The organism is Lentiprolixibacter sp. (assembly GCF_982873095.1).
The window spans coordinates 1-22,635 of record NZ_CEYNTP010000016.1 but is presented as its reverse complement, the minus strand read 5'-3'; the positions used below and the strand labels follow the sequence as shown (position 1 = coordinate 22,635).

Sequence of the window (22,635 nt, the reverse complement as noted above, 5' to 3'; positions counted from 1 at the left end):
CAGGAGGTAACCAGTCGGTTGATATCTCTGGCGTCAGCACAGACGACCAGACCGCGGCTGAGGTGACCTATGACAATACGACTTCAGGCCTGGCGGCCACAGATGTACAGGCGGCCATTGATGAGGTAGCTGCAGGAAGTACAGACGATCAGTACGATGATGAAGTACCCCTCAGGACACCTATTGATGTGGATGAAGGCGGTGTGGGCTCACCCACTAATGAAACCACTGTAGAAGAGGTGATCCAGGCCATTGCGCCGATAACCTCCAAGGCAGCCCGTGTGTTCTATCCTCCTTCCATAGCTATTGACGCCTCTACCAACGGTGTAGGCTTTACTGTGGACCTTTATGCCCAGTATCTTGCGCAATTCGGTACGCCAGCTGTGGCTAGTACAGGTGCACCAGCCGCTTTGCCCACCTATGCTGCTACGGACCTTTATTACTATGTTACTTACGCAGATCCGGCAGTATTTGCCAATATGAGTATCGATGCCAATGGCGTACTTACCTATGACATTATTGGTCAGCCGGCAGACTACAACTCCTTGATCAACGTGGTATTCGTTGTGAAATAAAATAGATGATATTACCCGGACAGGTTTGAGAAATAAACAGCGATATCAATATTTGATCCTCAGTATGGTATTTACCTTGCTGGGGTTTGCTGCATCTAATGCACAGTTTCTTTTGCAGGCCCCCAATACGGGGGACGAGAGCAATTATCGCTGGTATGAAGCTTCGGATACATCCACCGTGTTATCGACAGACTTCTTTTATGAGACCTCAACCCCGGGGGTGTACTTTGCCACCTATGACGGTACCCTTTGTGGGTCCAATGCCACCGGCTATTTCATCCTTACAGACTGTACTAACCCGGAAAATCAGGTGACCCTGGACATCCGGCAAAACGTAAGTGGCGCCGCCACCGTTTCCTGGAACCCAGCAGTTTCAGGTGACCCTTTACAGCCAGTCGTAACAGCCACAACTTCTGTGGTCCGCTACACCGCTACGGTCACAAAAGCGGGATGCGATTTTGAATTGCCAGGATTTACAGTCGTGTGCCTGCAACAGGCTGCCACACTCGTAGATGATGTAGCTACTCTGGATGAAGATACATCTGTAGCTATTGATATCTATGCTAACGATTCAAATTTACCAACCATTGGTACGTTAACAACTACCAATCCTGCAAACGGTACGGTGTCCATTAATGACGGGGGCACACCTAATGATCCTACGGATGATATTGTGACCTATACCCCAGATCCTAATTTTAACGGGACAGACTTCTTCGATTATACGGTATGCAACGATATGGGGGATTGCAGTACGGCACGCGTGAATATTACGGTATTACCGATTGTAGACGCCATAGATGACTCTATTGCCACCCTTGAGGATACTCCGATAGCGATTGATATCCTTTCCAATGACAATGATATTCCAACCCTTGGCACCTTAACCGCCACTAATCCGGCCAACGGAACCATAACAATAGATAATGGGGGCACACCCAATGATCCTTCAGACGATAGCATTACCTATACCCCTGATCCGGGGTACCTCGGAACGGACACCTTTATTTACACACTTTGTGATGATCTCGGCAACTGTGATACGGCAACGGTGACGGTGTTGATTAACCCTCTTGGGGTAGACCTGGATGCCGATGACGATGGTATCGTGGATAGTTTTGAAGACCTCAATCTCGATGGGGATAATGATCCAACTACCAATCCAACAGATACCGACGGGGACGGTATTCCGGACTATTTGGATATCGATAGTGACAATGACGGTATTCCGGATAATGTGGAAGCCCAGACCACTGCGGATTATATGGCGCCAAGCGGGGAAGACCTCAATAACAACGGGCTGGATGATGTTTACGAAACCGGAGGTAACCTGGGAATCATTCCCGTGGATACGGATAATGATGGCATACCTGATTATGTAGATCCTGACAGTGATAACGATAATGTACCTGATAATATCGAGGCCCATGACCATGATCACGACGGGATACCAGATGTGACCTTTATTGGCTCAGATAAGGACAACGACGGACTGGATGATGGTTATGAAGGTTATACCCAGATCGACCTGGATGTAAACGATGAAATCGACGATCCTTTTGACAACCTTCCGAATACGGATGGGGATGGAGAATCTGACTATCGTGATACGGATGATGACGATGACAGCATAAGCACGATCGATGAAGACATTAATTTAGACGGGAATTATAGCAATGATGATATCGACAATGATGGTACACCGGATTACCTTGAGCCGAACTTTAGCGAAGCAGATATTGAGGTATTCAACGTAGTTACTCCTAACGGGGATGGGGTTCACGATGTGCTTACCATACGGGGTCTGGAAAACTTCCCGAACAACACAATCAAAATCTATAACCGTTGGGGAGTGCAGGTATATATGACAAAGGCATATGACACTCAGGGTAATGTATTTGACGGCACCTCTCAGGGAAGGGTAACCGTTGACGCAGAAAACAAATTGCCTGTGGGTACATATTTCTACATCCTGGATTTTGAAGACAACAACGGCAATATGAAAACATTGTCGGGTTACCTCTACCTCAACCGCTAGTAAACAAGGAAAAAATGGGACGTTTAAAACATATAATAACCAAACGAAGATCCTGGGGATGGATGTTCATTCTATTGCTCACCGGCACTGTTTCTGCCCAGCAGGATGCTCAGTACACCCAGTACATGTATAATACGGTTAGTGTGAACCCCGGATATGCGGGTTCCCGGGGGCATATGAGTATTGCCGCCCTATATCGCGCACAGTGGGTGGGCCTTGACGGCGCGCCAAAGACGCAAACCCTGAACCTGCATACTCCCCTGGGATACGAAGGGGTGGGGCTCGGTGTTTCCATCGTGAATGATCAGATTGGGCCTACTTCAGAGACCTATTTTGACCTTGACCTTTCCTACACCATTCAAACTTCTGACGATGCCCGTCTCAGTTTTGGGATCAAGGGAAGCGCACACCTGCTCGATATACGGTTTTCCGAACTCAATCAAAACCTGGCGGATCCAGGAGGCCCAGACCCCACTTTGCAACAGGATATCCAGAACCGCTTTTCTCCGAACATAGGGGCAGGGGTGTACTATCATACCCAACGCTTCTATGCCGGGTTTTCTGTGCCCCGGTTTCTCGAAACCACCCACTTTGACGAATCCTCCCTCTCCACCGCCAGCGAGCGGATGAACTTTTACCTGATTACCGGATATGTCATGGATATGAGTGCTTTCTGGAAATTTAAGCCGGCCTTGCTGACCAAAGTCGTACAAGGGGCTCCATTACAGGTAGATGTTTCTGCAAATTTCATGTACAACGACAAATTCATTATTGGGGCGGCCTATCGCTGGGATGCGGCCTTTAGTGGTATGGCAGGTTTTCAGCTGTCGCCCTCATTTCTTATCGGCCTCGCCTATGACCGTGAGATCACGGAACTGGGAAGTGCTGCCTTCAACGATGGTTCATTTGAAGTAATCCTCCGTTACGATTTTATAAGGGTTCAGGGCAACCTGAAATCCCCCAGGTTCTTTTAATGCGCCAAATCATTCTCAGGCACTTGTTTAAGTTTTAAGATGCCCTTAACCCCATTATTGGGCAAAGGTGCTATTTTTGTGGCGTGAAAGAGGAAATGGTTATCCTGGTGAACCAGGCAGACGAGCCCCTGGGCACCATGCCGAAGATGGAGGCTCATGAAAAAGCAGTACTGCACAGGGCTTTTTCTGTATTTATTATGAATAAAAAGGGAGAGATCATGTTGCAGCAACGAGCTGCACATAAGTATCATTCCCCCTTATTGTGGACCAACACCTGTTGTAGCCATCAAAGGGTAGGGGAGTCCAATATCGAAGCCGGAACAAGGCGCCTCAAAGAGGAAATGGGCTTCGAAACCGAATTGAAAGAACTATTTTCTTTTATCTACAAGGCCGAATTTGACAATGGCCTCACCGAGCACGAGCTGGACCACGTAATGCTAGGGCATTATGAGCAGGAGCCAGGGATCAACCCGGAGGAGGTGGCCAACTGGAAATGGATGTATCCGGAGGATATCAGAATAGATATTTCCGAGCATCCTGAGAATTATACGGCCTGGTTTAAGATTATCTTTGAAAAGTTTTACGATCACCTGTTTCTAAAAACATCTTCCGATGAAAGTGAAAGTTAGCAGAAAAGCACACTTCAATGCCGCCCACCGGCTCTATTTGCCCGAATGGGATAACGCCAAAAATGAAGCCGTATTCGGAAAATGCAACAATCCGCACTTCCACGGGCACAATTATGAACTTGTCGTAGGGGTAACCGGTGAGATCGATCCAAAAACAGGGATGGTAATTGATATGAAAGTGCTGAAAGACCTGATCAAATCAGAAGTAGAAGAAGCGCTGGATCATAAAAACCTGAATGTGGAAGTCCCTGAGTTCAAAACGCTAAATCCTACAGCGGAGAATATCGCAGTGGTGATTTGGAACAAATTGCGTCCGCATATCGACCAGGCGATGGAGTTGGAGGTGGTCCTTTACGAGACCCCCAGAAATTTTGTCACTTACACCGGATAAGCATGGGATTAAAGATTGGAGATAAAATTCCGATGTTTAGCCTGAATGATCAGGACGGTAATCCCTTTAATATCAAGGATCATCTGGGAAAGGACTATCTGGTGATCTTCTTTTATCCCAAAGATTACACCCCGGGTTGTACAAAAGAGGTTTGTTCATTCAGGGACAGTTATGAGGAATTCACCGACAGAGGGGCGAAAGTGATCGGGATCAGCGCAGATTCAGAAAAAACCCACCGTAAGTTTGCATCAACATATAAATTACCTTTTTCCTTACTTGCCGACAGACAAAACAAAGTACGAAGGCTTTTTAAAGTGAAAGGGAATTTATTTAACCTATTGCCCGGAAGGGAAACCTATGTGGTTGACAAGACCGGGGAAGTGGTTATGGCGTTCAACAGTGTCAATGCAGCCCAACACATGAAAAAAGCATTGGCCGCAATTAAAGCCCAATAGTACCATGCAAACTTATCCACTTAAATTTAAGCCCATCCTCAAAGAACGGATATGGGGCGGACAGAAGCTCCATACAGAATTGAATAAACCAAAAACAGGGCCCCATACAGGGGAAAGCTGGGAGGTGTCTGCAGTGCCGGGAGACGTTTCCATAGTAGCGAACGGAGCCTATGCCGGTAAAGCCCTCGATCATCTTATTGATCAGTTTCCGGAGGAGCTGCTGGGAAAGGATGTGATATCCCGATTCGGTCCTACCTTTCCTATACTGATAAAATTTATCGATGCCGCAAAGGACCTGTCCATACAAGTACACCCCAACGATGAGATAGCTAAAAAGCGACATGATTCCTTTGGGAAAACCGAAATGTGGTATGTAATGCAGGCCGATCCGGGGGCGCGTCTGCTACTGGATTTTAACCAGCCGGTTACACAGGAAGAATACAGGAAGCGTTTGGCAGACAATACCCTCCTGGAACTTATGAACCAGGAAGAAGTGAAGGCCGGGGATACCTTTTTTATCAATGCGGGTAAACTGCACGCCATTGGCGCTGGTGTGATGCTGGCCGAGATCCAGCAGACGTCTGATATCACCTACCGCGTTTATGATTATGACCGTGTGGATGCACAGGGGAATAAACGGGAACTGCACACTGATGCGGCACTGGACGTGATAGATTTTAGCCTTACCGATGATTTCCATGTGTCTTATCAGCAGGAAAATAATGTGCCAAACGCCATGGTGGATTCTCCCTACTTTAAGACCCAATTCCTGCCAATATCAGGACGAACAGAGCGTAATCTTTCTGACCGCGAGGCTTTTAGAATTTTCATAGCGGTTGAGGGAGAGGTAGAAATCCGAACCAGTCAAGACACGATTATCCTGCGTAAGGGAGAAACCTGTCTTATTCCCGCCACGGTGGAAGGCCTCACTTTGGAGAGCGAGGGGGCAAAGCTTTTGGAAGTCACGCTATAAAAAGTGTACTTTTGAAAAAAAACTCATGGCCAGTATCCGGGATTTAAAGAAAGATATCAACTACGTTTTGGGCGATATCATCGAAGCGGTTTATATAATTGAAGCCTCAAATGATAAGCAGGGTTCCAAGGAAGGTTCCGCTATTATCGACAAGGCCATTGCCACCTTTGATGAGCTTATGGCGAAGGTCAATGAGAAAGGGGTAGAAAACCAGAAAGCCCATTTCACGGGAATTCGCCAGGATTTGGAGAAACAAGCCCGCGCCCTGGTTGATAAGCTCAATAAGCTCTGATCTTATTCCCCGCTTCGGTTTTCCAGTAACTGTTTTAGTTCTTTTCCGTACTTGGACCCGGCTACTTCCGGGCTAAGGGAATTGTAAATAGAATCGAGGATCCCCAATCCTGTATCGGGAACTTCCTTCACAGCAATATACGGGGAGATATAGGAATCCTTATTGTTCATTGCGAAATTCAGGGCATACAGGTACCCACGCCTAATATTGCGTTCACTCGCTTTTTGTATGGAGTCCATGGCCTGGGGATCGTTTTGTACGTCAGGGCTGTTAGCAGCCTGTAGAATTTCCAGGTTTTTTGCGTTGTAGCGGGACATCATCTTCAGGTATTCCTCCAGTTTTTCATGGGTTTCAGAACCAGAAATTTCTGCCTTTGCATCAAAACTGTTCCATGTGGTGTTGATGGTGATTTCTCCAGCTTCTCCAAAGAATCGTATGCGGTCGTTGATCACATTGTTGTCTTCTTTATCCAGATAGAGGTAAAAGATTTCGGGACTTTCTATTTGCGTGGCAAAGGAAAAGCTTCCGTCCCCGCGTATTTCCAGGGAATCCAGGTTGACCAGCATACTGTCTGGGATGTGCTGAAGATACAGCGTGCCTTTTTTTAATCCTTTTACCTGTCCGCTTACCGTCATGCTGCTGCCAACTGTTTCTTTTTTGCAGGAAAAGATAAAACCGAGAAGGACTAAGATCAGTAGGTACTTTTTCATGGGCAGATAATTAGCAGCGCAAATATCTTTATTCTGGTTGAAATTCTAAACATTTGATGCGATTTCCATCAATAATCCGCATAAATAAGCACCGGCAGTTCCTACAACATAGCCGAGTACGGCCAGTAATATCCCTACGGAGGTGAGCGAAGGGTGAAATTCGGCCGCCACAACAGGAGCCGAAGCCGCCCCACCCACATTGGCCTGGCTGCCAACAGCCAGAAAGAAATAGGGTGCTTTGATCAACTTGGCGACTAGTATCAATAAACCCGCATGGATCGAGATCCAGATCAATCCCACCAGGATGAGCCCGGGATTTTCAAGAAAGGTGCGCAAGTCCATTTTCATTCCAATGGTGGCCACAAGGATGTAAATGAACAACCCGCCAATCTTGCTTGCACCTGCCCCTTCGTAATTTTTGGCCTTGGTAAAGGAGAGCACTATGCCAATGGTGGTTGCAAAAACTACCATCCAGAGGAATTTCGAACCCAGTGAGGACAGGGCTTTTTGTTTGTCTCGGATCACCTCGAAATTGTTTTCCAGGAATTCTGCAAAGTGATGCCCGGCAAAATGGGCAATGCCCACAGCAGTAAAAGCCAGGCATAACATAATGATATAGTCATTCAGGGTAGTGACGCGGGTAATTTTTGCGGTATAGGCAGATACCCGTTCTTTAAGCGTTTCAATGGCAGAAGTGTCTGATTTGAGCCAGGCATCGATCTGTCCGGACCGGCCAATCCCGAGTAATATAATGGCCATCCAGATATTCGCCACTACAATATCAACCAACACCATATCCCCAAACTTTTTGGGGTTATAGGAGAATACTTCCAGCATGGCTGCCTGGTTGGCTCCCCCGCCTATCCAACTCCCTGCAATGGTAGATAATCCCCTCCATACTGCGTCGAAGTCATTTCCCCCAACCGTTTCTGGTGAAAAGAGGGAAACAATGAGTATGGCAATGGGTCCCCCGATAATGATTCCCGCAGTCCCTGTCAGGAACATGATCAACGCCTTGGACCCCAGGTTGAGGATCGCTTTAAGGTCAATGCTCAGGGTCATCAGCACCAGGGCCGCTGGGAGCAGGTAACGGCTGGCGATATAATACAGGTTGGAATCCTTTTCCGAGATCAGTCCAATGCTCGTTAGTACAGCGGGAAGCATGTAACACATGAGCAGGGTGGGGATCAGCCGGTAAAATTTATACCAGAATCCGCGTTTGATGGATGAGGTGTAGAATACAAAGCCCAGGCAAAGGCAAAGGAGTCCAAAGATGACAGTATCTTCGGTGATGGGTAGTTGGTTCATTAGTGGGAATACTAGTGGGTTAGTCGATCAAATATAATCAAATTACCCAATGCCCGTATTCAGGGGCCCGATGAACTAGATATTGAGCCAATAGGTGAGTTTGAGGTTGACGGACCTCAGTTTGGGCATAAAACTGTTGACGAAATAATTGTCATTGTACACCAGGAAAAGGTCGGATAACGGGGCAAACCTCCATTGCAGACGGGAATTGATGCCCAGGTTGTCTCGCTGGTTGCTATACTGGATCAGGGTTGACCAGAAGATGGATTTACTGAAGGTCAGGTCAAACCTCGGGCTTACCAGCCAAATCTCTGCACTACCATAAGGTTCCGGTAGCCGGATCTGGTCGTACCTGAAGTTCATGGAGATGACCGCTTTGGGCTGAACGCGAAGGTTCATCCCTCCTTGCAATGAGAATCGATTGCCATTAAAAAACCGGCCAATAGTAGGTGATATTGAATATGAAAAAAGACGCCTCCTGTCCGAACGGTACCGGAAATCGACAGAATTGTAATAGTATCCCTGCTCGCCGGGTAGCGGTAAGGCATCATCACTTCGGGTAGGATCAAATTCGTTTAATAAATAGGTATACCGGTGAGAAAATGATGCTTGCGCCTCAGATAAATCGTTAAATCGGACCTCCCAGTCAAGACGGGTGGTATAATCTGTGTTCTGGAAATTACGGGTCGGGCTCCAGATAAAATTCGGCAAGAATCGTATACTGTGGTTCTGTATAATCCCTTTCTTGGGCCAGAAGACCCTCCTCATGCTGATGAAGCTCTTAAAAATATCAGTTCTACGGATAAAGCCCAGATCAGACTGATAATCTTCCCCCACAAAAACAACTTTGCTGAAAAAGTTCCAGTAACGGGAATTGTATTCCAGACGCATACCTGAGGAAAGATCCTCAATTCTTCCTCCCGGCTCGAAGGATTTATGAAGGAACATCCTTCCGCTCCAAAGATTGTCTTCCGAGATCAGGTTATAGTCAACCCCAAGGACGCGGTTATACCGATCTTCTTCGGCCTGGAAATCGTAGTCCTTTGCGGCCTGTCTGTTGAGGAAGAAGAAGCCGATGTTAGAACGGGAAAATACCTGCTGCTGAATGGCCAGCATCATATTATTGTTGGAGGCAATTTCATTGGTTTCATCGGCCTCGGTTTGAAGGTTTAGAAAACCAAGTCGGAGCCTGTTGTTTAATTTACCGCTCAACCTAACCCCTCCGATAATGCTATTTTCAATGGTGTTGCCAGCTGTATCGCGAGCAATACCTATACGTCTGGAAAAGAAGGGGTTACTATCTCTGGAGTCGCCGAAATCTGCGAAAAGGTCATTATTGTCGATAAAGAATTGCCGCCGTTCTGGAAGGCCGATTTCGAAGCGGGTGAGGTTGGTTATCTGATTATCTACTTCTACCTGTGAAAAATCCGGATTTACCGTGATATCCAGGTTCATGCTGTTCCCAATGGAAACCTTGGCATCTCCACCAAACTTGAAATCGTTTATGGAAGCTTCATTTTCGAAGTCCTGTGCCGTCAGGTAATTGATGTATGGGATCACTGCAAATGGTGTCCTTGATTTTCCCAGGGGCTTTTCAAAAACCATATCCCCCATAAAAGTAAGCCCAAAAATATTCTGGTTTTGTGGTATGCGGACCCAGGTGCTGTTTTCATTGCTTTGCGTATCAAATCGATAACTGTTAAAACGCCATTTGGTTTCCCCTTCCCGGAATTTGAAGGAGGTAAGCGGAATCACCATCTCTGCAGTATAGTAGTCGTCGTAAATATGTGAATCTCCTCTCCACTTTACATCCCAGGATATAGTAAATCCTCTTAGGTCAAGACCACCACCGGAAACCAGCCCTTCGCGCCTTACCCCAAAGGGATTTATCCCGAAAAGAAAGGCGTTGTTACCATCATTGAACGTATCGAATAGCAAGGTGATATTGTCGCTGTTCCCAGCCCGGAAATCGCGTCTGAGGGATTCCACGGCATAATCCTTACCCGCTGTATAGACGGTAATACCCACATACAGGTTTTTGTCATCATACAACATCTTTATGTCGGTTTGTTTCACCGCCTGAATAGAATCCACGGGAAAATACTCCCAGAAATCATGGGCACTTTCGGCAGCAAACCAGATAGGTTCATCCATTACCCCATCAGGGACGATGGTTTCGTCTATATATTTTACAGTAAATGATTTGTAATTATCTTGTCCGGTCAGGACATGGGAAATAAAAACAAATACCAGACCACATACAGTTCTGATCATTGCGCTCTCCTTACTCAGCGGAGCCAAATTTAACAACTTATAGCGTTAAAAAAATCCCAAAGTTTGATGGCGCCCTAATCAGGGATGCTCAGATATAAAACGGCTTATGGTATTTAATAGGGAGAGGGAGAGGGGTACATCGGGTTGCATGTAGGCCTGTTGGTTTTCCGCCATGGAGTTGACCTCCTTAAGTACGTGGTTGAGCTTTGGAATAATTTCCAGCCGTGATCCTGGAAGCGCTTCATGGAGTAATCGGGCATCCTCCGGGCTTATCTGAATATCGGCATCACCGTTGATGATGAGGGTGGGGACAGGGACCTTTTTGATCTCCTCTGCTGGATCAAGTGCCGCATAGCCTTTCAGGAATCGATGGTTTTGTGGAGCAAAGATTTGAAACAGCATGGGGTTGATCGTAACAATGGTATCCGTGGTCTGGAGTTCCTCAAAATGTTGGGCGGCCATCTCACCAAGTTTCGGGCTTTGTGCACTGATCTGTTGGACGATCTTCCGGTCAATCGAAACTCCTGGTCCCGCCAGGGAAATATAAGACCGGACATTAGGGCTGAGGGCTTTCATGGCCACGAGTGATCCCTGGCTGTGCCCTACAAGGTGTAGTGAACTGAATCTGGGGTCCGACACATAGTTATCTATAACCAGCCTGGCATCACTGATCAGGTCTTCAAACCTGATATCTTTTAATCTGCTGAGGTTGGCCTGTACGGCGGTACGCTTGTCGTAGCTGTAAAATCCAATGCCCCTTTGGTTAAGGCTGTCCCTGAGGGTCTTGATATACCCCGATTGTATCATAGTCCCGGCCTGGTTGCCGTCCCTGTCCACATTACCGGAACCCTGGAGAAAAATAACGAGGGGTACTGCATCGGAGGAAGCGGGGTAGCTCAGGGTACCAGGCAGGAGGATGTCTCCGTTAGACAGGGAAATTTCTTCGGATCGTACGTCCTGTGCACTCGAAAACACGGCAAAAAACAACAAAAAAGCAGGTAGCAGTTTCAATGAGTGGATTTTAAAAGATTTAACCATTTGGAAGGTAAAAATTTAATTCCAATTGTTACTGTTCCATCCTGAATTCTCTATTTTTGAAGACTCAAAACGGATGTATGAAACGTTATCTTATATTGGTTTTCCTCATGACGGCAGTATCCTACGGCAATACCGAATTTTGGGGGAAAACGGGGCACAGGGTGGTTGGAGAAGTGGCCCAGAAATACCTGACCGGAAAAGCGAAGCGAAAGATCAAAAAACTCCTCAAGGGACAATCGCTGGCAGAAGTAGCCAACTATGCGGATGCGATAAAATCAGATCGGAATTTTGATGCTTTTATACCCTGGCATTATGTGAATTTTGATCCGGACCAGGAGTACAGGAACATCACACCAAGTCCTGACGGGGACGTGGTCATGGGTATTTTGCGTTGCAGGGAAATTTTGGAAAACGACCGAAGTAGTGAGGCTGACCGTGTCTTCTATTTAAAGATGTTGATACACCTCGTAGGCGACCTGCACCAGCCCATGCATGCCGGTCGCGCAGCCGATCGCGGCGGTAATGATATCCAGATCCAGTGGTTCAGCAATGGAAGCAACCTGCACCGGCTTTGGGATACCAACATGATCAATCACTACGGGATGAGCTATACAGAACTTACCAGGAAAGTAGACAAGCTTTCCCGTAAGGATCGGCAGGCCCTGCAAGCGGGAGACGTATATTCCTGGGTTGAAGAATCTCAGGATATTGCCAACGAACTCTATGACTCAGTTGAAGTGGGAGAGAAGCTCGGATATTCCTACAGTTATACATACTGGGCTACTGTTGAACAGCAATTGCTCAAAGGTGGGGTACGACTTGCAGCCGTTTTGAATGAAATTTTTAAATAGGCTACCTTTTTGAGATGCGGTTTCCCGTAATTTGGAGTTGCCTGCTGCATTTGAAGCGGTCTACCTCATTTCCTCTCAACCTGGCGTGCTTGGTCTTACGGCCCTGAACCCTTTTTCTCCACATCCGAAAACTACTGGGTTTCATGTTGTTTCTCATGATTTCAATAGTTTTCTGTTCGGAAAGCCCAAATTGGAAGGTAATGGCTTCAAAAGGGGTGCGGTCTTCCCACGCCATCTCTATAATACGGTCCAGTTCCTCTGTTTCGAATACTTTTTTCATAGCGGTGCAAAATTAGGGATAATTTTTACACAAGTCCAGAGGATAAGAGGTGTATTTCATCATAATCAACTGGTAATTAATCTATTAAAATTGGAATTTCCAGGGGGTCAGGCTAATTTAAAGGAAACTATGAGGAGATTAATGCGTTTACCCACGCATTAAAGGCAGTAGTTTAGGTGAACATCTAAGGGTAGTAAAAAATCGGTTTGCAGACAGACCGATTTTTTATTGGATCACCCTGAAGGTCAGGTTGATCCTTTCTCCTATGTTACGCCGGGTTTTGGGGATTTGGTGCTGCCAGCGGTGTTGCGTTTCCCCTTTCATGAGTAACAGGCTACCATGCCCTAGTTCTATTTTGTATTTTAATCTTTTGTCTGATTTATGCCGAAGGTGGAAAAAACGGGGTTCCCCAAGGGAGACCGATGCGATCACCGGATTTTTCCCCAGCTCCTTCTCATCATCTGCATGCCATCCATTACTGTCATTGCCGTCCCGGTATAAATTCAACAGGCAGGTAGTAAACCGGGTAGAACACAGCTCCTCAATCTTTACTTTGATCTCCTTAAGCAGGGAGGTAAAGGGCAGGGGGTGCATGGTGAGGTTGGAATAGCGGTAGGGTTTTCCGTTATCTGCGTACAGGGCCGTAAGCCGGGGTTGGGGATATATTTTCCCGAAAACCCGTATATCGTCTTGCCTCCAGGGAGTTTCAGCTTTCAAATGCTCGAAGTATTCCCTTGCCATCTCGTGCTCCAGAAATTCCGGATAATACAGTATATCGCTTTCCGGCAAATCTAAACTGTGGGCTTTGATAGATTGGCCTGACATTATTGTAAAACTTTTTTCACCTGGTTGCGGTAATCAGACGGACTTTGCCCTGTAAAAGCCTTAAAGGATTTATTGAAATGGGAAAAGTTATTGAATCCGCTTTCAAAACAAACCTCGCTTATGGTAATTGGCTGTTCTGCCAGGAGTTTCGAGGCGTGAACCAAGCGGTATTCATTGACAAACTGCACAAAGGTTTTATTGGTAATTTTCTTGAAATACCTGCAGAATGAGGGTACCGTCATGCTCGCCAGGTCAGCTATGGTTTTAAGGGGGATGTCTTCCTTAAAATTGGATTTTACATAATTAAAGATCAAATTGATACGGTCATTGTCCTTGATCTCGGTTTCCATGTAGAAGCCCTCGGCATTCAGCAGCTTCATTTCATTGGAATGGCTGAGGTCGTTCAAGATGCTCAGGATAGAAAGCAAGCCCCGGAAATCAGATTTTCCTTCCATGGCCTCCATTTTTTCACCTACCAGCTCCTTGGTCTTCCCATAAAATGCAATTCCGCTCTTGGCCTTCTCAAATAAGGCTTGGATATTTTTCATTTCCGGTATACTGAAAAAATCATTTCCCAGAAAATCCTTTTTCATCTGTATTACCGTTTCGCTTTTGTTTCCGGTAAACTTGTCTGTAAAGCCACAATGGGGCAGGTTACTTCCAATAAGGATAAGGTCCCCGTCTGTGTAGCAGGAAACATGGCTCCCTATTTGGCGCTTACCCGCACCACCGTTTATATAGACCAACTCAATTTCGGGATGGTAGTGCCAGTAGCTGTCCTTATTGTTTTTGGCCGAATCAAATTTCTGGTAAGTATACGAATGACCAAAACTTGGCTCAATAGCTTCAAATGCAGGTTTATACTGTTTCATTTTTTTTACGATTGATAAGGTAAAATTACCCATCCTTCAAATCACATGTGTTTGCAAAATTAACAGGAATCTGTGCTATTTTAACCTGGAACAGGTATTTAACTTTTTTTTAAGGCAAGATATTACATAAATAGGAAAATTCTCATGTAGTCTACCGCAGATATGGGCAGTATGTTTGTACTGTAATTTTGAATTACCTGTTTAAGGAAACAATAAAAAACAGAAGCTATGATTGAACGATTTAAAAAACAACCACCGGAGAAACAGGGACTTATCCTGTATGTTACTCTGAATACAATAACAATAGCCGTAGTAAGTGCTATTGTGTTATTAACTATTTAAGACATTATTACTACATCAATTATTAATCACAAAAAACGAAATGTTATGAATGCAATTGTAAAAACCACCACAGTTCTGGCCTTTATGTTAGTTGCAGCAACCGGCTTGGCCAATGAAAACAACGAAGGAAGCAGGAGGTTTGAAATAGAGCGCCTGACTAAAAAGGAAACTACACGACCCGTCTTTAAGAAAGAAGGGGATATGCTTTACATGAACCTGTTGAACCTGGACCTGGAGAAAGTGACCATCACCGTTTATGACAGTGAAAACCGTTTGGTTTTCAAGGAAGTGCTCGAAGGAGAGTTGGTTATTGAAAAAGCCTTTAACTTCAAGAAAGCTTACGAAGACCGTTACACGGTAATTGTAAAAGACAGCGAAGGCACCTACAGGGAAAAACTTGTTGTAAAGTAAGAGGAAATCCAGTAACTAAAGGGGCTTCAATCGAAGCCCTTTTTTTATGCGAATTTTCTCAGTTTCTCCTTCTTTTTTTCTGGCAGGGCCGGGTTTTTAAGGGCAAGGGCCACAAGTTTGGGATCCTTTACAGGTGCATATATTAAATGAAAGAAGTCCTTTACACTGAGTTTGTGGTCTGCAGCATCTACTAAGACCACGGGGTCTCCTGCATTTACTTGACCTTCTTCCAAAATACGGACATACGTCCCGGGATAGCCGTGATGTACAAAGGCAGTAATAATGTCCTGGTCGCCAAACTTTATTCCAAGCTTGTAGCAGGGCTCCCGGGGCTGTGTAACTTCTACCAGGGCGGTACCTATGCGGTAAACATCCCCAATGTACATTTGGGAGTCATCCATTCCGGAGATACTCAGGTTCTCACCAAACATGCCCCATCCCCAATCCAAATGAGGATACTGCTGTTTCCAATAGGGATACTGATCGGCTGAAAAAAGATAGCAGGCTTTGTCTACCCCGCCATGGGCACGGCCATACACGATAGTATCGCCTTCAACTCCTTGCTTACCCAGAAATACAGGTTGGTTTACAGGCTCTTTGTAAATACCGGTAAATTCTATTTTGCCTTTCCACTGGATCTCCCTGCGTTGGGCAATATTTGTGGCTATTACCTTCATGCCTTAAAAATAAAAAACCGTTGCCTTTTTAAACAACGGTTAACTATTTTTTGGCCTTATGGGTCCTATTCTTCCTTCTCTAGTTTCTTGGTCATATTAAACCCTGTAAACAGGCCGATCCCCGCCATCAGGAATATGGTGCCCGGAAAGGCAACATCTTCGTCAACTCCCATTTCTACCAGGACGGAGGCCAGGAAAACACCAATCCCTATACTGATAAGCAATAAGGAAAAGTTCAAGATCAGCACCTTCCAGAAAGGGGCGCTACGTCGGTTTTTGGATGAAAAAAAGATGCTGGCATCGGCCCCTTTTTCTATCAGCGCCAGGCGTTCTTTGTTTCGGGTTGAAAAGTACAGGTAGAATACACCAAATATGGCTCCAAATATCAAGGCAACAATAATAATTTCTCCTCCCATGATTTATTTCTTTTTAAATTATACATTGGTTTTCACTGCGTAAGACAGTATATCCTGGAAAAAGGTTACAGCATTTTCTATTTTTTTTTAATTGGCCTGTAACCAATTTCCCCTTGCCGTCGTCAAATGAATCAAATGAGCCACATTTCCGACCAACAGTATATTAGCGGGCTTAGTAACGGCAATACGGGCACCTTCAGAGCCTTTATTGACCAGTATAAGCATATGGTATACACGCTGGCCTTGCGCATTCTCAAAAACCATGAGGATGCAGAAGAAGTGGCTCAGGATACCTTTATGAAGGCCTTTCAATCGATCAGCCGCTTTCATGGAGACTCCAGGCTGTCTACCTGGCTGTACAAGATTGCCTATCACAATAGCCTGGACTATTTAAAGAGAAACCGCAGAAATCCTAAAACCATTGATCTGGAAAGGGAATATTCAGGAAAGTTCGATGCGGGGGAGGGACCCTGGGAGCTTTTGGAAGCAGCAGAAAGAAGGGAGATCATTAATCGGGCCTTGGCCCAATTACCCGGCGAAGATGGGGTTATCCTTAGCCTTTTTTATTTTGAGGGGTTTTCCCTGAAGGAAATCTCCGCTGTGGTTGACCTGTCGATTGGTGCGGTAAAGGTAAGATTACACAGGAGCAGGAAACGCCTGGCTTTGGTTTTGGAAAAAACATTGGATGAACATACAATATCGATATATGCACACAGGTAAAAATAACCCCTGGGATAAATTCGTGGATAGTGCGATGCAACAGACGGGTCCTGAAGATCCGGGAAAGGAATTCACAGAGAAGGTCTTGAACTCGATGAAAACCCAAGAGGCTTTGGAAACCGTCACTGCCTACACACCTCCCATTTCAAAAATGACTGGGGGGTTTATCGCGCTAATGTTAATCGGGATGCTTACCTGGGCTTCATTTTCCGGGGTGAACCTGGAATGGGGTTGGATGAGTGTGCTGGACCGGGGCATAGGTATCCGGGACATCCTAGCTGCTATTGAACTGCCAGACCCTGGCATTACTACGGGGTACAGCATCGGGATTTTTGCATTGTTTATTTGTATACAAATCCTCCTGATGAAGAGAAGGCTGGACCGTCAGATACAATTAAACTGAATTCTCCAGAAAATCCTTCAATTTTTTCAAATCACGCAGGTCTTTGTTGAACCAAAACGCCTTAATGCCAACAGATGCTGCACTGGCTACGGCATCCGGGTTGTTTTCAAAATAAACAGTTTCTTCAGCCTTGAGGTCAAAGGCCTTGAGCAGGCATTCAAAATAATAGGGATCTGTCTTTTCCGGATGGTGGTTAAGGGAATACAAGGGATAGGGAAGGTCTGACATCCCAAAAAGAGCCTGCTCTTCCTCATTGGCGTTGGTAAGGATGATCTTCGGGTTGGGAAAGCTGTCCAAAAGGGCTTTCATTTTATCATCAATACCGCTTGGAGTGATAAAGGTGTTCAAGGCATCTACGAGAATGGTTTTCATATCCAGGGTCATTAAACGTCCATATAATAATACGCCCAGTAAATTAGTGCAAACTGCAGTGGAAGTCGTAAGATCAGTATCCATCTGGGTATTGCGGCAGCGGCTTCTTCAGATTTTAGCATGTGCGTGTGAACCGGCAAAAAAAGCAACAGCATCCCCATTATCCCATAAAGCGCCCAATTCTTAAGTGTTGGGAAGAAGAGCGAAGCTCCCAGGCCTATTTCCAATATTCCTGTCAGCAGTACAAGAGTCCTGGGCCAGGGGTATTGCGGGGGCATCACACGGAGATACCATTTGGGTTTGATAAAATGACCCATACCAGCTGCGATATAAAAGAGGGCCATGAAATAATAATGCCAGGGATGGTTCATTCCTTAAAGATAAAAAAGGCTGCCTTGAAAAGCAGCCTTTTTCACAGAATATCCGATGGGATTATTTTACCATTTCGTAGCTTCTTTGTATGAATTTGGTCAATTCCTCCCCTTTCAGCAGCCCCTTTGACAAGCGGGCGAGGTCGAGCGACTGATTGATCAGCCTTGCCCGCTTTTTCGCCGTCCTGGGATTGAGGATCTCGCTGACCAGTGGGTGGTTGGCGTTCACAACCAGGTTGTACATGTCTGGCATGTTGCCCATACCGAACATACCCCCGCCTGTTTGTTGCATCTCCTTCATCCTTCGCATGAACTCGGGTTCGGTAATGATAAAAGGAGCGGCTTCACTGTCCAGGGCTTCCATTTGCACGGTAAAGCCTTTATCTGCAATAACCTCTTCAATATTGGTCTTGAGCTTCTCCTTTTCCTCATCTGACAGCTTGCTGATCTGGGTGTCTTCCTTCTTTATGAGGTTGTCCAGGTGATCAGCATCGACCCTTGCAAAGGACAGTTTTTCCTTACTGGTTTCCAGCTTTTGCATCAGGTGGGACACAATGGGGGAATCCATCAGGAGCACTTCATATCCCTTTGCCCTGGCGGCTTCAATATAGCTGTGCTGGGCTTCCGTGTCTGAGGCGTAAAGTACTACGAGCTTTTCATCCTTATCTGTTTGCAGGTCTTTGATCTTTTCCTGCAGTTCTTCAAAGGTGTAATGCTCACCGTCAACGGTTGGGTACAGGGCGAACTTCTCTGCCTTTTCAAAGAATTTCTCCTCGGATAGCATCCCGTATTCAATAACGATCTTTATGTCGTTCCATTTCTTTTCAAAGTCTTCCCGGTTGTTCTTAAACAGGGAATTCAGCTTATCGGCCACCTTGCGGGTGATGTAAGAGGAGATTTTCTTGACTGCGCTATCCGCCTGCAGGTAAGAACGAGATACGTTCAGGGGGATATCCGGGGAATCAATTACCCCGCGTAGCATGGTTAGAAATTCTGGTACGATCCCCTCTACGTTGTCTGTAACAAATACCTGGTTCTGATACAATTGTATACGGTCTTTCTGTATGCTCAGGTCCGTAGTGAGCTTGGGGAAATACAGTATCCCGGTGAGGTTAAAGGGATAATCCACATTCAGGTGGATGTGGAACAAGGGCTCTTCAAACTGCGTGGGATAAAGCTCCCTGTAAAAAGCTTTGTAATCTTCATCCTTCAGGTCCGCGGGCTTTTTGGTCCAGGCCGGGTTGGGATTGTTAATGATATTGTCAACTTCCTGGGTCGGTGCCGGATCCTCGGGTTTGGCATCCTCCGGTTTGGGAAGGGTTTCAGTACGCATCCCGAATTTGATAGGGATCGGCATGAATTTGTTGTATTTACGCAATAACTAGGTAATACGGGATTCTTCCAGGAATTCCAGGTCATCATCTCCGATATGCAGGATGATCTCAGTACCATGAGCCTCGCGCTTGGTTTTTTTGATACTGAACTCTGGAGATCCGTCACAAGTCCAGTGAACCGCGGGCTCGTCTTTATAACTTTTGGTAATGATCTCTACCTTGTTGGCCACCATGAAGGACGAATAGAATCCGAGCCCAAAATGCCCGATGATTCCCGTGTCCTTTTCGGCATCTTTATACTTTCCGAGAAATTCCTCAGCACCGGAAAAGGCCACTTCGTTGATGTATTTCTTTACTTCGTCCTCGGTCATTCCAATACCCTGGTCGAGTACATGAAGCTTTTTCCCTTTCTTGTCTACTTTGATTTCGATGATCGGATTGCCGTAGTCTACCTTAGCCTCACCAATGGAGGTAAGGTGCTTTAGTTTAAGTGTGGCATCGGTAGCATTGGATACCAACTCGCGCAGAAAAATCTCGTGGTCACTGTAAAGGAACTTTTTGATCAGTGGAAAAATGTTTTCGACGGAAACATTGATCTTGCCTGTAGCCATATTTCTTGAATTTAGTTTTACTTGTTAGAATCGGTGCATGGAGGTCAAAAAAAGTACCATTTTGACCTAAAGTGACAAACTGACATAGGTTCCCCTGGGTTATAAATCATTTACCAAAACTTTAACACTAAAAATGTTTAATGATTATTGTATATAATTAAACAATTATTATCTTTGGTCTATGATTACAGGAACATGGTTGCTATGAAAAAGTTCTTGATTTTTGTAATCAGTTTGTTTATTAATTGGTTAGGTTGTTTGAAAAGCGCGCTTTCCCCGAAAGTGCGCTTTTTTTACCTTCTTCAAAAGCAACGAAAATTTAACGTTTAGGGAAATATTTAAAAAGATAAACATAATAAGAAACATGCCGGCTAGTAAGAAATCGACAAAAATGGGGAAAGACAAGATCGTGGAAAAGTATATGGAGTATGTACTCGAACAAGACAGGGTGCCTCAGTCCGTATTTAAGTTTGCGAAGGAAATAGGCATTGAGGAGTCTGAGTTCTATGAGCACTTCGGGTCTATTCCTGCTATCCAAAAGGCAATTTGGATGGCCTTTTACGATCATACCATGGCCCTATTACAAAAAAACAAAGACTTTGCCGGATACGCCAACAGGGAAAAGATGCTGTCTTTCTTTTACACCTTCTTTGAACTGCTGGGTCTCAACAGGAGTTATGTCCTTTTTGCTTTGAGTGGGCATGCCCATATGCTTAAGAATCTGGAGCAGTTAAAGGGACTGCGTAAGCAGATCAAGGGATTTGCAACAGAACTCATTGATGAGGGGAATGCTGACAAGCAATTACGCATAACACAGCATAATCCTATGGTTTTTTCCGAGGGCGCCTGGGTGCAAACCTTGTTCCTGCTGAAATTCTGGATGGATGATGATTCTGCCGGGTTTGAAAAAACGGATCTGGCCATTGAGAAATCCGTCACTACCATTTTTGATGTATTTGATAATACCCCGCTGGAGAGCCTTATCGATTTTGGGAAATTTTTATTTAAAGAAAACCTGGCATAATACCCTTACCCCTTGAAAACACTCGATAAAATTCCCACTTCTAAAGTAGAACGCGCCGGCAAATTGGTCAAGACCGGTGTAAAAGTGGGTGGGAATTATGTGAAATACTACGGAAAGAAACTCGTAAATCCTGATCTCAGCAAGGAAAAACTGAATGAGGAGAATGCCCAGGATATTTACGATGGACTTAAAAGCCTGAAGGGTAGCGCCCTCAAAGTGGCGCAGATGTTGAGTATGGAGAAGAATATCCTACCCCGGGCCTATGTAGAAAAATTTTCGCTCTCCCAGTTTTCCGTGCCTCCGCTTTCCGCACCCCTGGTGAGGAAAACGTTCAGGAAGTACCTCGGTAAATATCCAGAAGAGCTATTCGACAGTTTTGAGCGTAACAGTATCAATGCTGCAAGCATCGGGCAGGTGCATCGGGCAACCAAAGAGGGGAAATCCCTGGCGGTAAAGGTGCAGTATCCCGGTGTTGCAGATAGTATCAGCAGCGACCTCGCCCTGGTAAAGCCCATAGCGGTGCGAATGTTCAATCTCAAGGGAAAGGATTCGGAAAAGTACTTCAAGGAGGTAGAAGATAAATTGCTGGAGGAAACCAATTATGTCATGGAACTCAGGCAAAGCCAGGAGCTGACAAACGCCTGTTCTCTGCTTCCCAATATTGTCTTTCCAAAATATTACCCGGAGCTCTCCAGTGAGCGTATCCTGACCATGGACTGGATGGAAGGCATGCACCTGAGCGAGTTTGCCATGACGTCCTTTGACCCCGAATTGGGCAACCGACTGGGTCAAACCCTCTGGGACTTCTACATGTATCAAATGCACGGTCTCCGTAAAGTGCATGCAGATCCCCATCCCGGAAATTTCCTGGTGAGCGAGCGAGGTGAGCTGATTGCCATTGATTTTGGATGTGTTAAGGAAGTTCCCGATGAGTTTTACATTCCGTATTTTGAATTGGCACAACGGGAAAATATCGAAAATGAGGCCATGTTTATTCAGAAACTGGAGGAATTGGAAATCCTCACTCCGGACGACACTCCGGAAGAACGCAAATTCTTTACCGCACTATTCCGTGAAATGCTGAGCCTCTTCACCGCACCCTTCCAGGAAGAAACCTTTGACTTTGCCTCCCCGGAGTTCTGGGGGCAGATCGCGGCCCTCAGCCAGCGTTATGCACAAGATGAGCACATCCGAAAAATGAACGGGAACCGGGGTTCCCGCCATTTTTTGTACATCAACCGTACCTTCTTCGGATTATACAACCTGCTGCACGACTTGAAGGCGGAAGTCAGGGTCAACGATTTCAGGAGGTTTCTCGCTTAGTCCATCGCCTGGTCGGCTTCGGTACTTCTGTTTTTCACATACTTTTCAAGCCATTGGTCCTGTTCCCACAGCAGGTGCAATATGCTTTCCTTGGCACGATAGCCATGGCTTTCGTGCGGGAGCATAACCAATCGAACAGTAGCTCC

25 protein-coding genes and 1 pseudogene are annotated in these 22,635 nt (G+C 45.7%); 14 read left to right on the top strand and 12 right to left on the bottom strand.

Annotated elements, in window-relative coordinates; all coding sequences use genetic code 11:
- The 8 genes from AC4E7D_RS02300 to AC4E7D_RS02265 form a co-directional block, all read left to right on the top strand.
- The coding region (locus AC4E7D_RS02300) for a hypothetical protein (protein WP_490172190.1) at positions 1–575 on the top strand (575 nt) is incomplete at its 5' end.
- A 64-nt stretch (positions 576–639) separates the two neighbouring features.
- Positions 640–2,613 (top strand): Ig-like domain-containing protein, encoded by a 1,974-nt coding sequence (locus AC4E7D_RS02295; RefSeq protein ID WP_490172191.1) that lies wholly within the window; start codon positions 640–642, stop codon positions 2,611–2,613.
- 14 nt (positions 2,614–2,627) lie between these two features.
- On the top strand, positions 2,628–3,587 hold the full coding sequence (locus AC4E7D_RS02290; protein WP_490172189.1) for a PorP/SprF family type IX secretion system membrane protein: 960 nt from the start codon (positions 2,628–2,630) through the stop codon (positions 3,585–3,587).
- 83 nt (positions 3,588–3,670) lie between these two features.
- Positions 3,671–4,216, top strand: a complete 546-nt coding sequence (gene idi, locus AC4E7D_RS02285) for an isopentenyl-diphosphate Delta-isomerase (protein WP_490172188.1) — start codon at positions 3,671–3,673, stop codon at positions 4,214–4,216.
- Positions 4,200–4,607, top strand: a complete 408-nt coding sequence (locus AC4E7D_RS02280) for a 6-pyruvoyl trahydropterin synthase family protein (protein ID WP_490172187.1) — start codon at positions 4,200–4,202, stop codon at positions 4,605–4,607. The genes idi and AC4E7D_RS02280 overlap by 17 nt, the downstream gene beginning before the upstream one ends.
- Before the next feature lie 2 nt (positions 4,608–4,609).
- Positions 4,610–5,062, top strand: coding sequence for a peroxiredoxin (locus AC4E7D_RS02275; protein ID WP_490172186.1), 453 nt, complete (start codon positions 4,610–4,612; stop codon positions 5,060–5,062).
- Between the two features lie 4 nt (positions 5,063–5,066).
- Complete coding sequence (locus AC4E7D_RS02270; protein ID WP_490172185.1) at positions 5,067–6,035, top strand: type I phosphomannose isomerase catalytic subunit; 969 nt, start codon at positions 5,067–5,069, stop codon at positions 6,033–6,035.
- A gap of 25 nt (positions 6,036–6,060) precedes the next feature.
- Positions 6,061–6,327 carry a hypothetical protein gene (locus AC4E7D_RS02265; RefSeq protein WP_490172184.1) on the top strand — a complete coding sequence of 89 codons (267 nt, stop codon included), beginning with the start codon at positions 6,061–6,063 and terminating at the stop codon, positions 6,325–6,327.
- Positions 6,328–6,329: 2 nt separating this feature from the next.
- Here the strand turns inward: AC4E7D_RS02265 and AC4E7D_RS02260 are convergent, their stop codons facing one another.
- From AC4E7D_RS02260 to AC4E7D_RS02245, 4 genes are all read right to left on the bottom strand, one after another.
- Positions 6,330–7,037 (bottom strand): DUF4369 domain-containing protein, encoded by a 708-nt coding sequence (locus AC4E7D_RS02260; protein ID WP_490172183.1) that lies wholly within the window; start codon positions 7,035–7,037, stop codon positions 6,330–6,332.
- Positions 7,038–7,082: 45 nt separating this feature from the next.
- Positions 7,083–8,345, bottom strand: a complete 1,263-nt coding sequence (locus AC4E7D_RS02255) for a DUF819 family protein (protein ID WP_490172182.1) — start codon at positions 8,343–8,345, stop codon at positions 7,083–7,085.
- Between the two features lie 75 nt (positions 8,346–8,420).
- Positions 8,421–10,619: a DUF5916 domain-containing protein gene (locus AC4E7D_RS02250; RefSeq protein ID WP_490172181.1), complete on the bottom strand. Its 2,199-nt coding sequence runs from the start codon at positions 10,617–10,619 to the stop codon at positions 8,421–8,423.
- Positions 10,620–10,697: 78 nt separating this feature from the next.
- Entirely contained in the window at positions 10,698–11,630 is a 933-nt protein-coding gene (locus tag AC4E7D_RS02245) for an alpha/beta hydrolase (protein ID WP_490172180.1), read from the bottom strand.
- Between the two features lie 104 nt (positions 11,631–11,734).
- Here AC4E7D_RS02245 and AC4E7D_RS02240 point away from each other — a divergent pair, with 104 nt between their 5' ends.
- The gene (locus AC4E7D_RS02240; protein WP_490172179.1) at positions 11,735–12,508 is read left to right on the top strand and encodes a S1/P1 nuclease; all 774 of its coding nucleotides are present in this window, start codon (positions 11,735–11,737) and stop codon (positions 12,506–12,508) included.
- A gap of 1 nt (position 12,509) precedes the next feature.
- Here AC4E7D_RS02240 and AC4E7D_RS02235 read toward each other — a convergent pair whose 3' ends face one another.
- The 3 genes from AC4E7D_RS02235 to AC4E7D_RS02225 all read right to left on the bottom strand — a co-directional run bounded on the left by AC4E7D_RS02235 (position 12,510) and on the right by AC4E7D_RS02225 (position 14,485).
- Positions 12,510–12,788, bottom strand: a complete 279-nt coding sequence (locus AC4E7D_RS02235) for a TIGR03643 family protein (protein ID WP_490172178.1) — start codon at positions 12,786–12,788, stop codon at positions 12,510–12,512.
- Positions 12,789–13,013: 225 nt separating this feature from the next.
- Positions 13,014–13,613 carry an alpha-ketoglutarate-dependent dioxygenase AlkB family protein gene (locus tag AC4E7D_RS02230; protein WP_490172177.1) on the bottom strand — a complete coding sequence of 200 codons (600 nt, stop codon included), beginning with the start codon at positions 13,611–13,613 and terminating at the stop codon, positions 13,014–13,016.
- Positions 13,613–14,485: an AraC family transcriptional regulator gene (locus tag AC4E7D_RS02225; RefSeq protein ID WP_490172176.1), complete on the bottom strand. Its 873-nt coding sequence runs from the start codon at positions 14,483–14,485 to the stop codon at positions 13,613–13,615. The genes AC4E7D_RS02230 and AC4E7D_RS02225 overlap by 1 nt, the downstream gene beginning before the upstream one ends.
- Before the next feature lie 387 nt (positions 14,486–14,872).
- Here AC4E7D_RS02225 and AC4E7D_RS02220 point away from each other — a divergent pair, with 387 nt between their 5' ends.
- Positions 14,873–15,238 carry a hypothetical protein gene (locus AC4E7D_RS02220; protein ID WP_490172175.1) on the top strand — a complete coding sequence of 122 codons (366 nt, stop codon included), beginning with the start codon at positions 14,873–14,875 and terminating at the stop codon, positions 15,236–15,238.
- Between the two features lie 44 nt (positions 15,239–15,282).
- Here AC4E7D_RS02220 and AC4E7D_RS02215 read toward each other — a convergent pair whose 3' ends face one another.
- Both AC4E7D_RS02215 and AC4E7D_RS02210 read right to left on the bottom strand, forming a co-directional pair.
- Positions 15,283–15,915, bottom strand: a complete 633-nt coding sequence (locus AC4E7D_RS02215) for an MOSC domain-containing protein (protein ID WP_490172174.1) — start codon at positions 15,913–15,915, stop codon at positions 15,283–15,285.
- A gap of 65 nt (positions 15,916–15,980) precedes the next feature.
- Positions 15,981–16,331, bottom strand: a complete 351-nt coding sequence (locus AC4E7D_RS02210; protein ID WP_490172173.1) for a DUF6249 domain-containing protein — start codon at positions 16,329–16,331, stop codon at positions 15,981–15,983.
- Between the two features lie 135 nt (positions 16,332–16,466).
- Here AC4E7D_RS02210 and AC4E7D_RS02205 point away from each other — a divergent pair, with 135 nt between their 5' ends.
- Positions 16,467–17,051: an RNA polymerase sigma factor gene (locus tag AC4E7D_RS02205; protein WP_490172172.1), complete on the top strand. Its 585-nt coding sequence runs from the start codon at positions 16,467–16,469 to the stop codon at positions 17,049–17,051.
- A complete protein-coding gene (locus AC4E7D_RS02200) occupies positions 17,038–17,454 on the top strand; it encodes a hypothetical protein (protein WP_490172171.1) in 417 nt (138 codons plus the stop codon). The genes AC4E7D_RS02205 and AC4E7D_RS02200 overlap by 14 nt, the downstream gene beginning before the upstream one ends.
- On the opposite strand, the gene AC4E7D_RS02195 is transcribed toward AC4E7D_RS02200, so the two are convergent.
- The 3 genes and pseudogenes from AC4E7D_RS02195 to htpG all read right to left on the bottom strand — a co-directional run bounded on the left by AC4E7D_RS02195 (position 17,446) and on the right by htpG (position 20,142).
- Positions 17,446–17,826 carry an HAD-IA family hydrolase gene (locus AC4E7D_RS02195; protein ID WP_490172170.1) on the bottom strand — a complete coding sequence of 127 codons (381 nt, stop codon included), beginning with the start codon at positions 17,824–17,826 and terminating at the stop codon, positions 17,446–17,448. The two genes, AC4E7D_RS02200 and AC4E7D_RS02195, sit on opposite strands and share 9 nt — an antisense overlap.
- Before the next feature lie 11 nt (positions 17,827–17,837).
- The gene (locus tag AC4E7D_RS02190; RefSeq protein ID WP_490172169.1) at positions 17,838–18,197 is read right to left on the bottom strand and encodes a DoxX family protein; all 360 of its coding nucleotides are present in this window, start codon (positions 18,195–18,197) and stop codon (positions 17,838–17,840) included.
- A 61-nt stretch (positions 18,198–18,258) separates the two neighbouring features.
- A pseudogene (gene htpG / locus AC4E7D_RS02185) lies at positions 18,259–20,142 on the bottom strand (molecular chaperone HtpG).
- A 391-nt stretch (positions 20,143–20,533) separates the two neighbouring features.
- On the opposite strand from htpG, the gene AC4E7D_RS02180 reads away from it, so the two are divergent.
- Both AC4E7D_RS02180 and AC4E7D_RS02175 read left to right on the top strand, forming a co-directional pair.
- Positions 20,534–21,166, top strand: coding sequence for a TetR family transcriptional regulator C-terminal domain-containing protein (locus tag AC4E7D_RS02180; RefSeq protein ID WP_490172168.1), 633 nt, complete (start codon positions 20,534–20,536; stop codon positions 21,164–21,166).
- 12 nt (positions 21,167–21,178) lie between these two features.
- Entirely contained in the window at positions 21,179–22,489 is a 1,311-nt protein-coding gene (locus tag AC4E7D_RS02175) for an ABC1 kinase family protein (protein WP_490172167.1), read from the top strand.
- Positions 22,490–22,635 lie beyond the last annotated feature (146 nt).

What these genes read in the sequence shown, in the direction of transcription:
- AC4E7D_RS02295 (WP_490172191.1), top strand. Translation starts at nt 640, where the DNA reads ATGGTATTTACCTTGCTGGGGTTTGCTGCATCTAATGCACAGTTTCTT.
- AC4E7D_RS02290 (WP_490172189.1), top strand. Translation starts at nt 2,628, where the DNA reads ATGGGACGTTTAAAACATATAATAACCAAACGAAGATCCTGGGGATGG.
- AC4E7D_RS02280 (WP_490172187.1), top strand. Translation starts at nt 4,200, where the DNA reads ATGAAAGTGAAAGTTAGCAGAAAAGCACACTTCAATGCCGCCCACCGG.
- AC4E7D_RS02275 (WP_490172186.1), top strand. Translation starts at nt 4,610, where the DNA reads ATGGGATTAAAGATTGGAGATAAAATTCCGATGTTTAGCCTGAATGAT.
- AC4E7D_RS02270 (WP_490172185.1), top strand. Translation starts at nt 5,067, where the DNA reads ATGCAAACTTATCCACTTAAATTTAAGCCCATCCTCAAAGAACGGATA.
- AC4E7D_RS02265 (WP_490172184.1), top strand. Translation starts at nt 6,061, where the DNA reads ATGGCCAGTATCCGGGATTTAAAGAAAGATATCAACTACGTTTTGGGC.
- AC4E7D_RS02260 (WP_490172183.1), bottom strand. Translation starts at nt 7,037, where the DNA reads ATGAAAAAGTACCTACTGATCTTAGTCCTTCTCGGTTTTATCTTTTCC.
- AC4E7D_RS02255 (WP_490172182.1), bottom strand. Translation starts at nt 8,345, where the DNA reads ATGAACCAACTACCCATCACCGAAGATACTGTCATCTTTGGACTCCTT.
- AC4E7D_RS02250 (WP_490172181.1), bottom strand. Translation starts at nt 10,619, where the DNA reads ATGATCAGAACTGTATGTGGTCTGGTATTTGTTTTTATTTCCCATGTC.
- AC4E7D_RS02240 (WP_490172179.1), top strand. Translation starts at nt 11,735, where the DNA reads ATGAAACGTTATCTTATATTGGTTTTCCTCATGACGGCAGTATCCTAC.
- AC4E7D_RS02235 (WP_490172178.1), bottom strand. Translation starts at nt 12,788, where the DNA reads ATGAAAAAAGTATTCGAAACAGAGGAACTGGACCGTATTATAGAGATG.
- AC4E7D_RS02230 (WP_490172177.1), bottom strand. Translation starts at nt 13,613, where the DNA reads ATGTCAGGCCAATCTATCAAAGCCCACAGTTTAGATTTGCCGGAAAGC.
- AC4E7D_RS02225 (WP_490172176.1), bottom strand. Translation starts at nt 14,485, where the DNA reads ATGAAACAGTATAAACCTGCATTTGAAGCTATTGAGCCAAGTTTTGGT.
- AC4E7D_RS02220 (WP_490172175.1), top strand. Translation starts at nt 14,873, where the DNA reads ATGAATGCAATTGTAAAAACCACCACAGTTCTGGCCTTTATGTTAGTT.
- AC4E7D_RS02215 (WP_490172174.1), bottom strand. Translation starts at nt 15,915, where the DNA reads ATGAAGGTAATAGCCACAAATATTGCCCAACGCAGGGAGATCCAGTGG.
- AC4E7D_RS02210 (WP_490172173.1), bottom strand. Translation starts at nt 16,331, where the DNA reads ATGGGAGGAGAAATTATTATTGTTGCCTTGATATTTGGAGCCATATTT.
- AC4E7D_RS02205 (WP_490172172.1), top strand. Translation starts at nt 16,467, where the DNA reads ATGAGCCACATTTCCGACCAACAGTATATTAGCGGGCTTAGTAACGGC.
- AC4E7D_RS02200 (WP_490172171.1), top strand. Translation starts at nt 17,038, where the DNA reads ATGCACACAGGTAAAAATAACCCCTGGGATAAATTCGTGGATAGTGCG.
- AC4E7D_RS02195 (WP_490172170.1), bottom strand. Translation starts at nt 17,826, where the DNA reads ATGAAAACCATTCTCGTAGATGCCTTGAACACCTTTATCACTCCAAGC.
- AC4E7D_RS02190 (WP_490172169.1), bottom strand. Translation starts at nt 18,197, where the DNA reads ATGAACCATCCCTGGCATTATTATTTCATGGCCCTCTTTTATATCGCA.
- AC4E7D_RS02180 (WP_490172168.1), top strand. Translation starts at nt 20,534, where the DNA reads ATGGGGAAAGACAAGATCGTGGAAAAGTATATGGAGTATGTACTCGAA.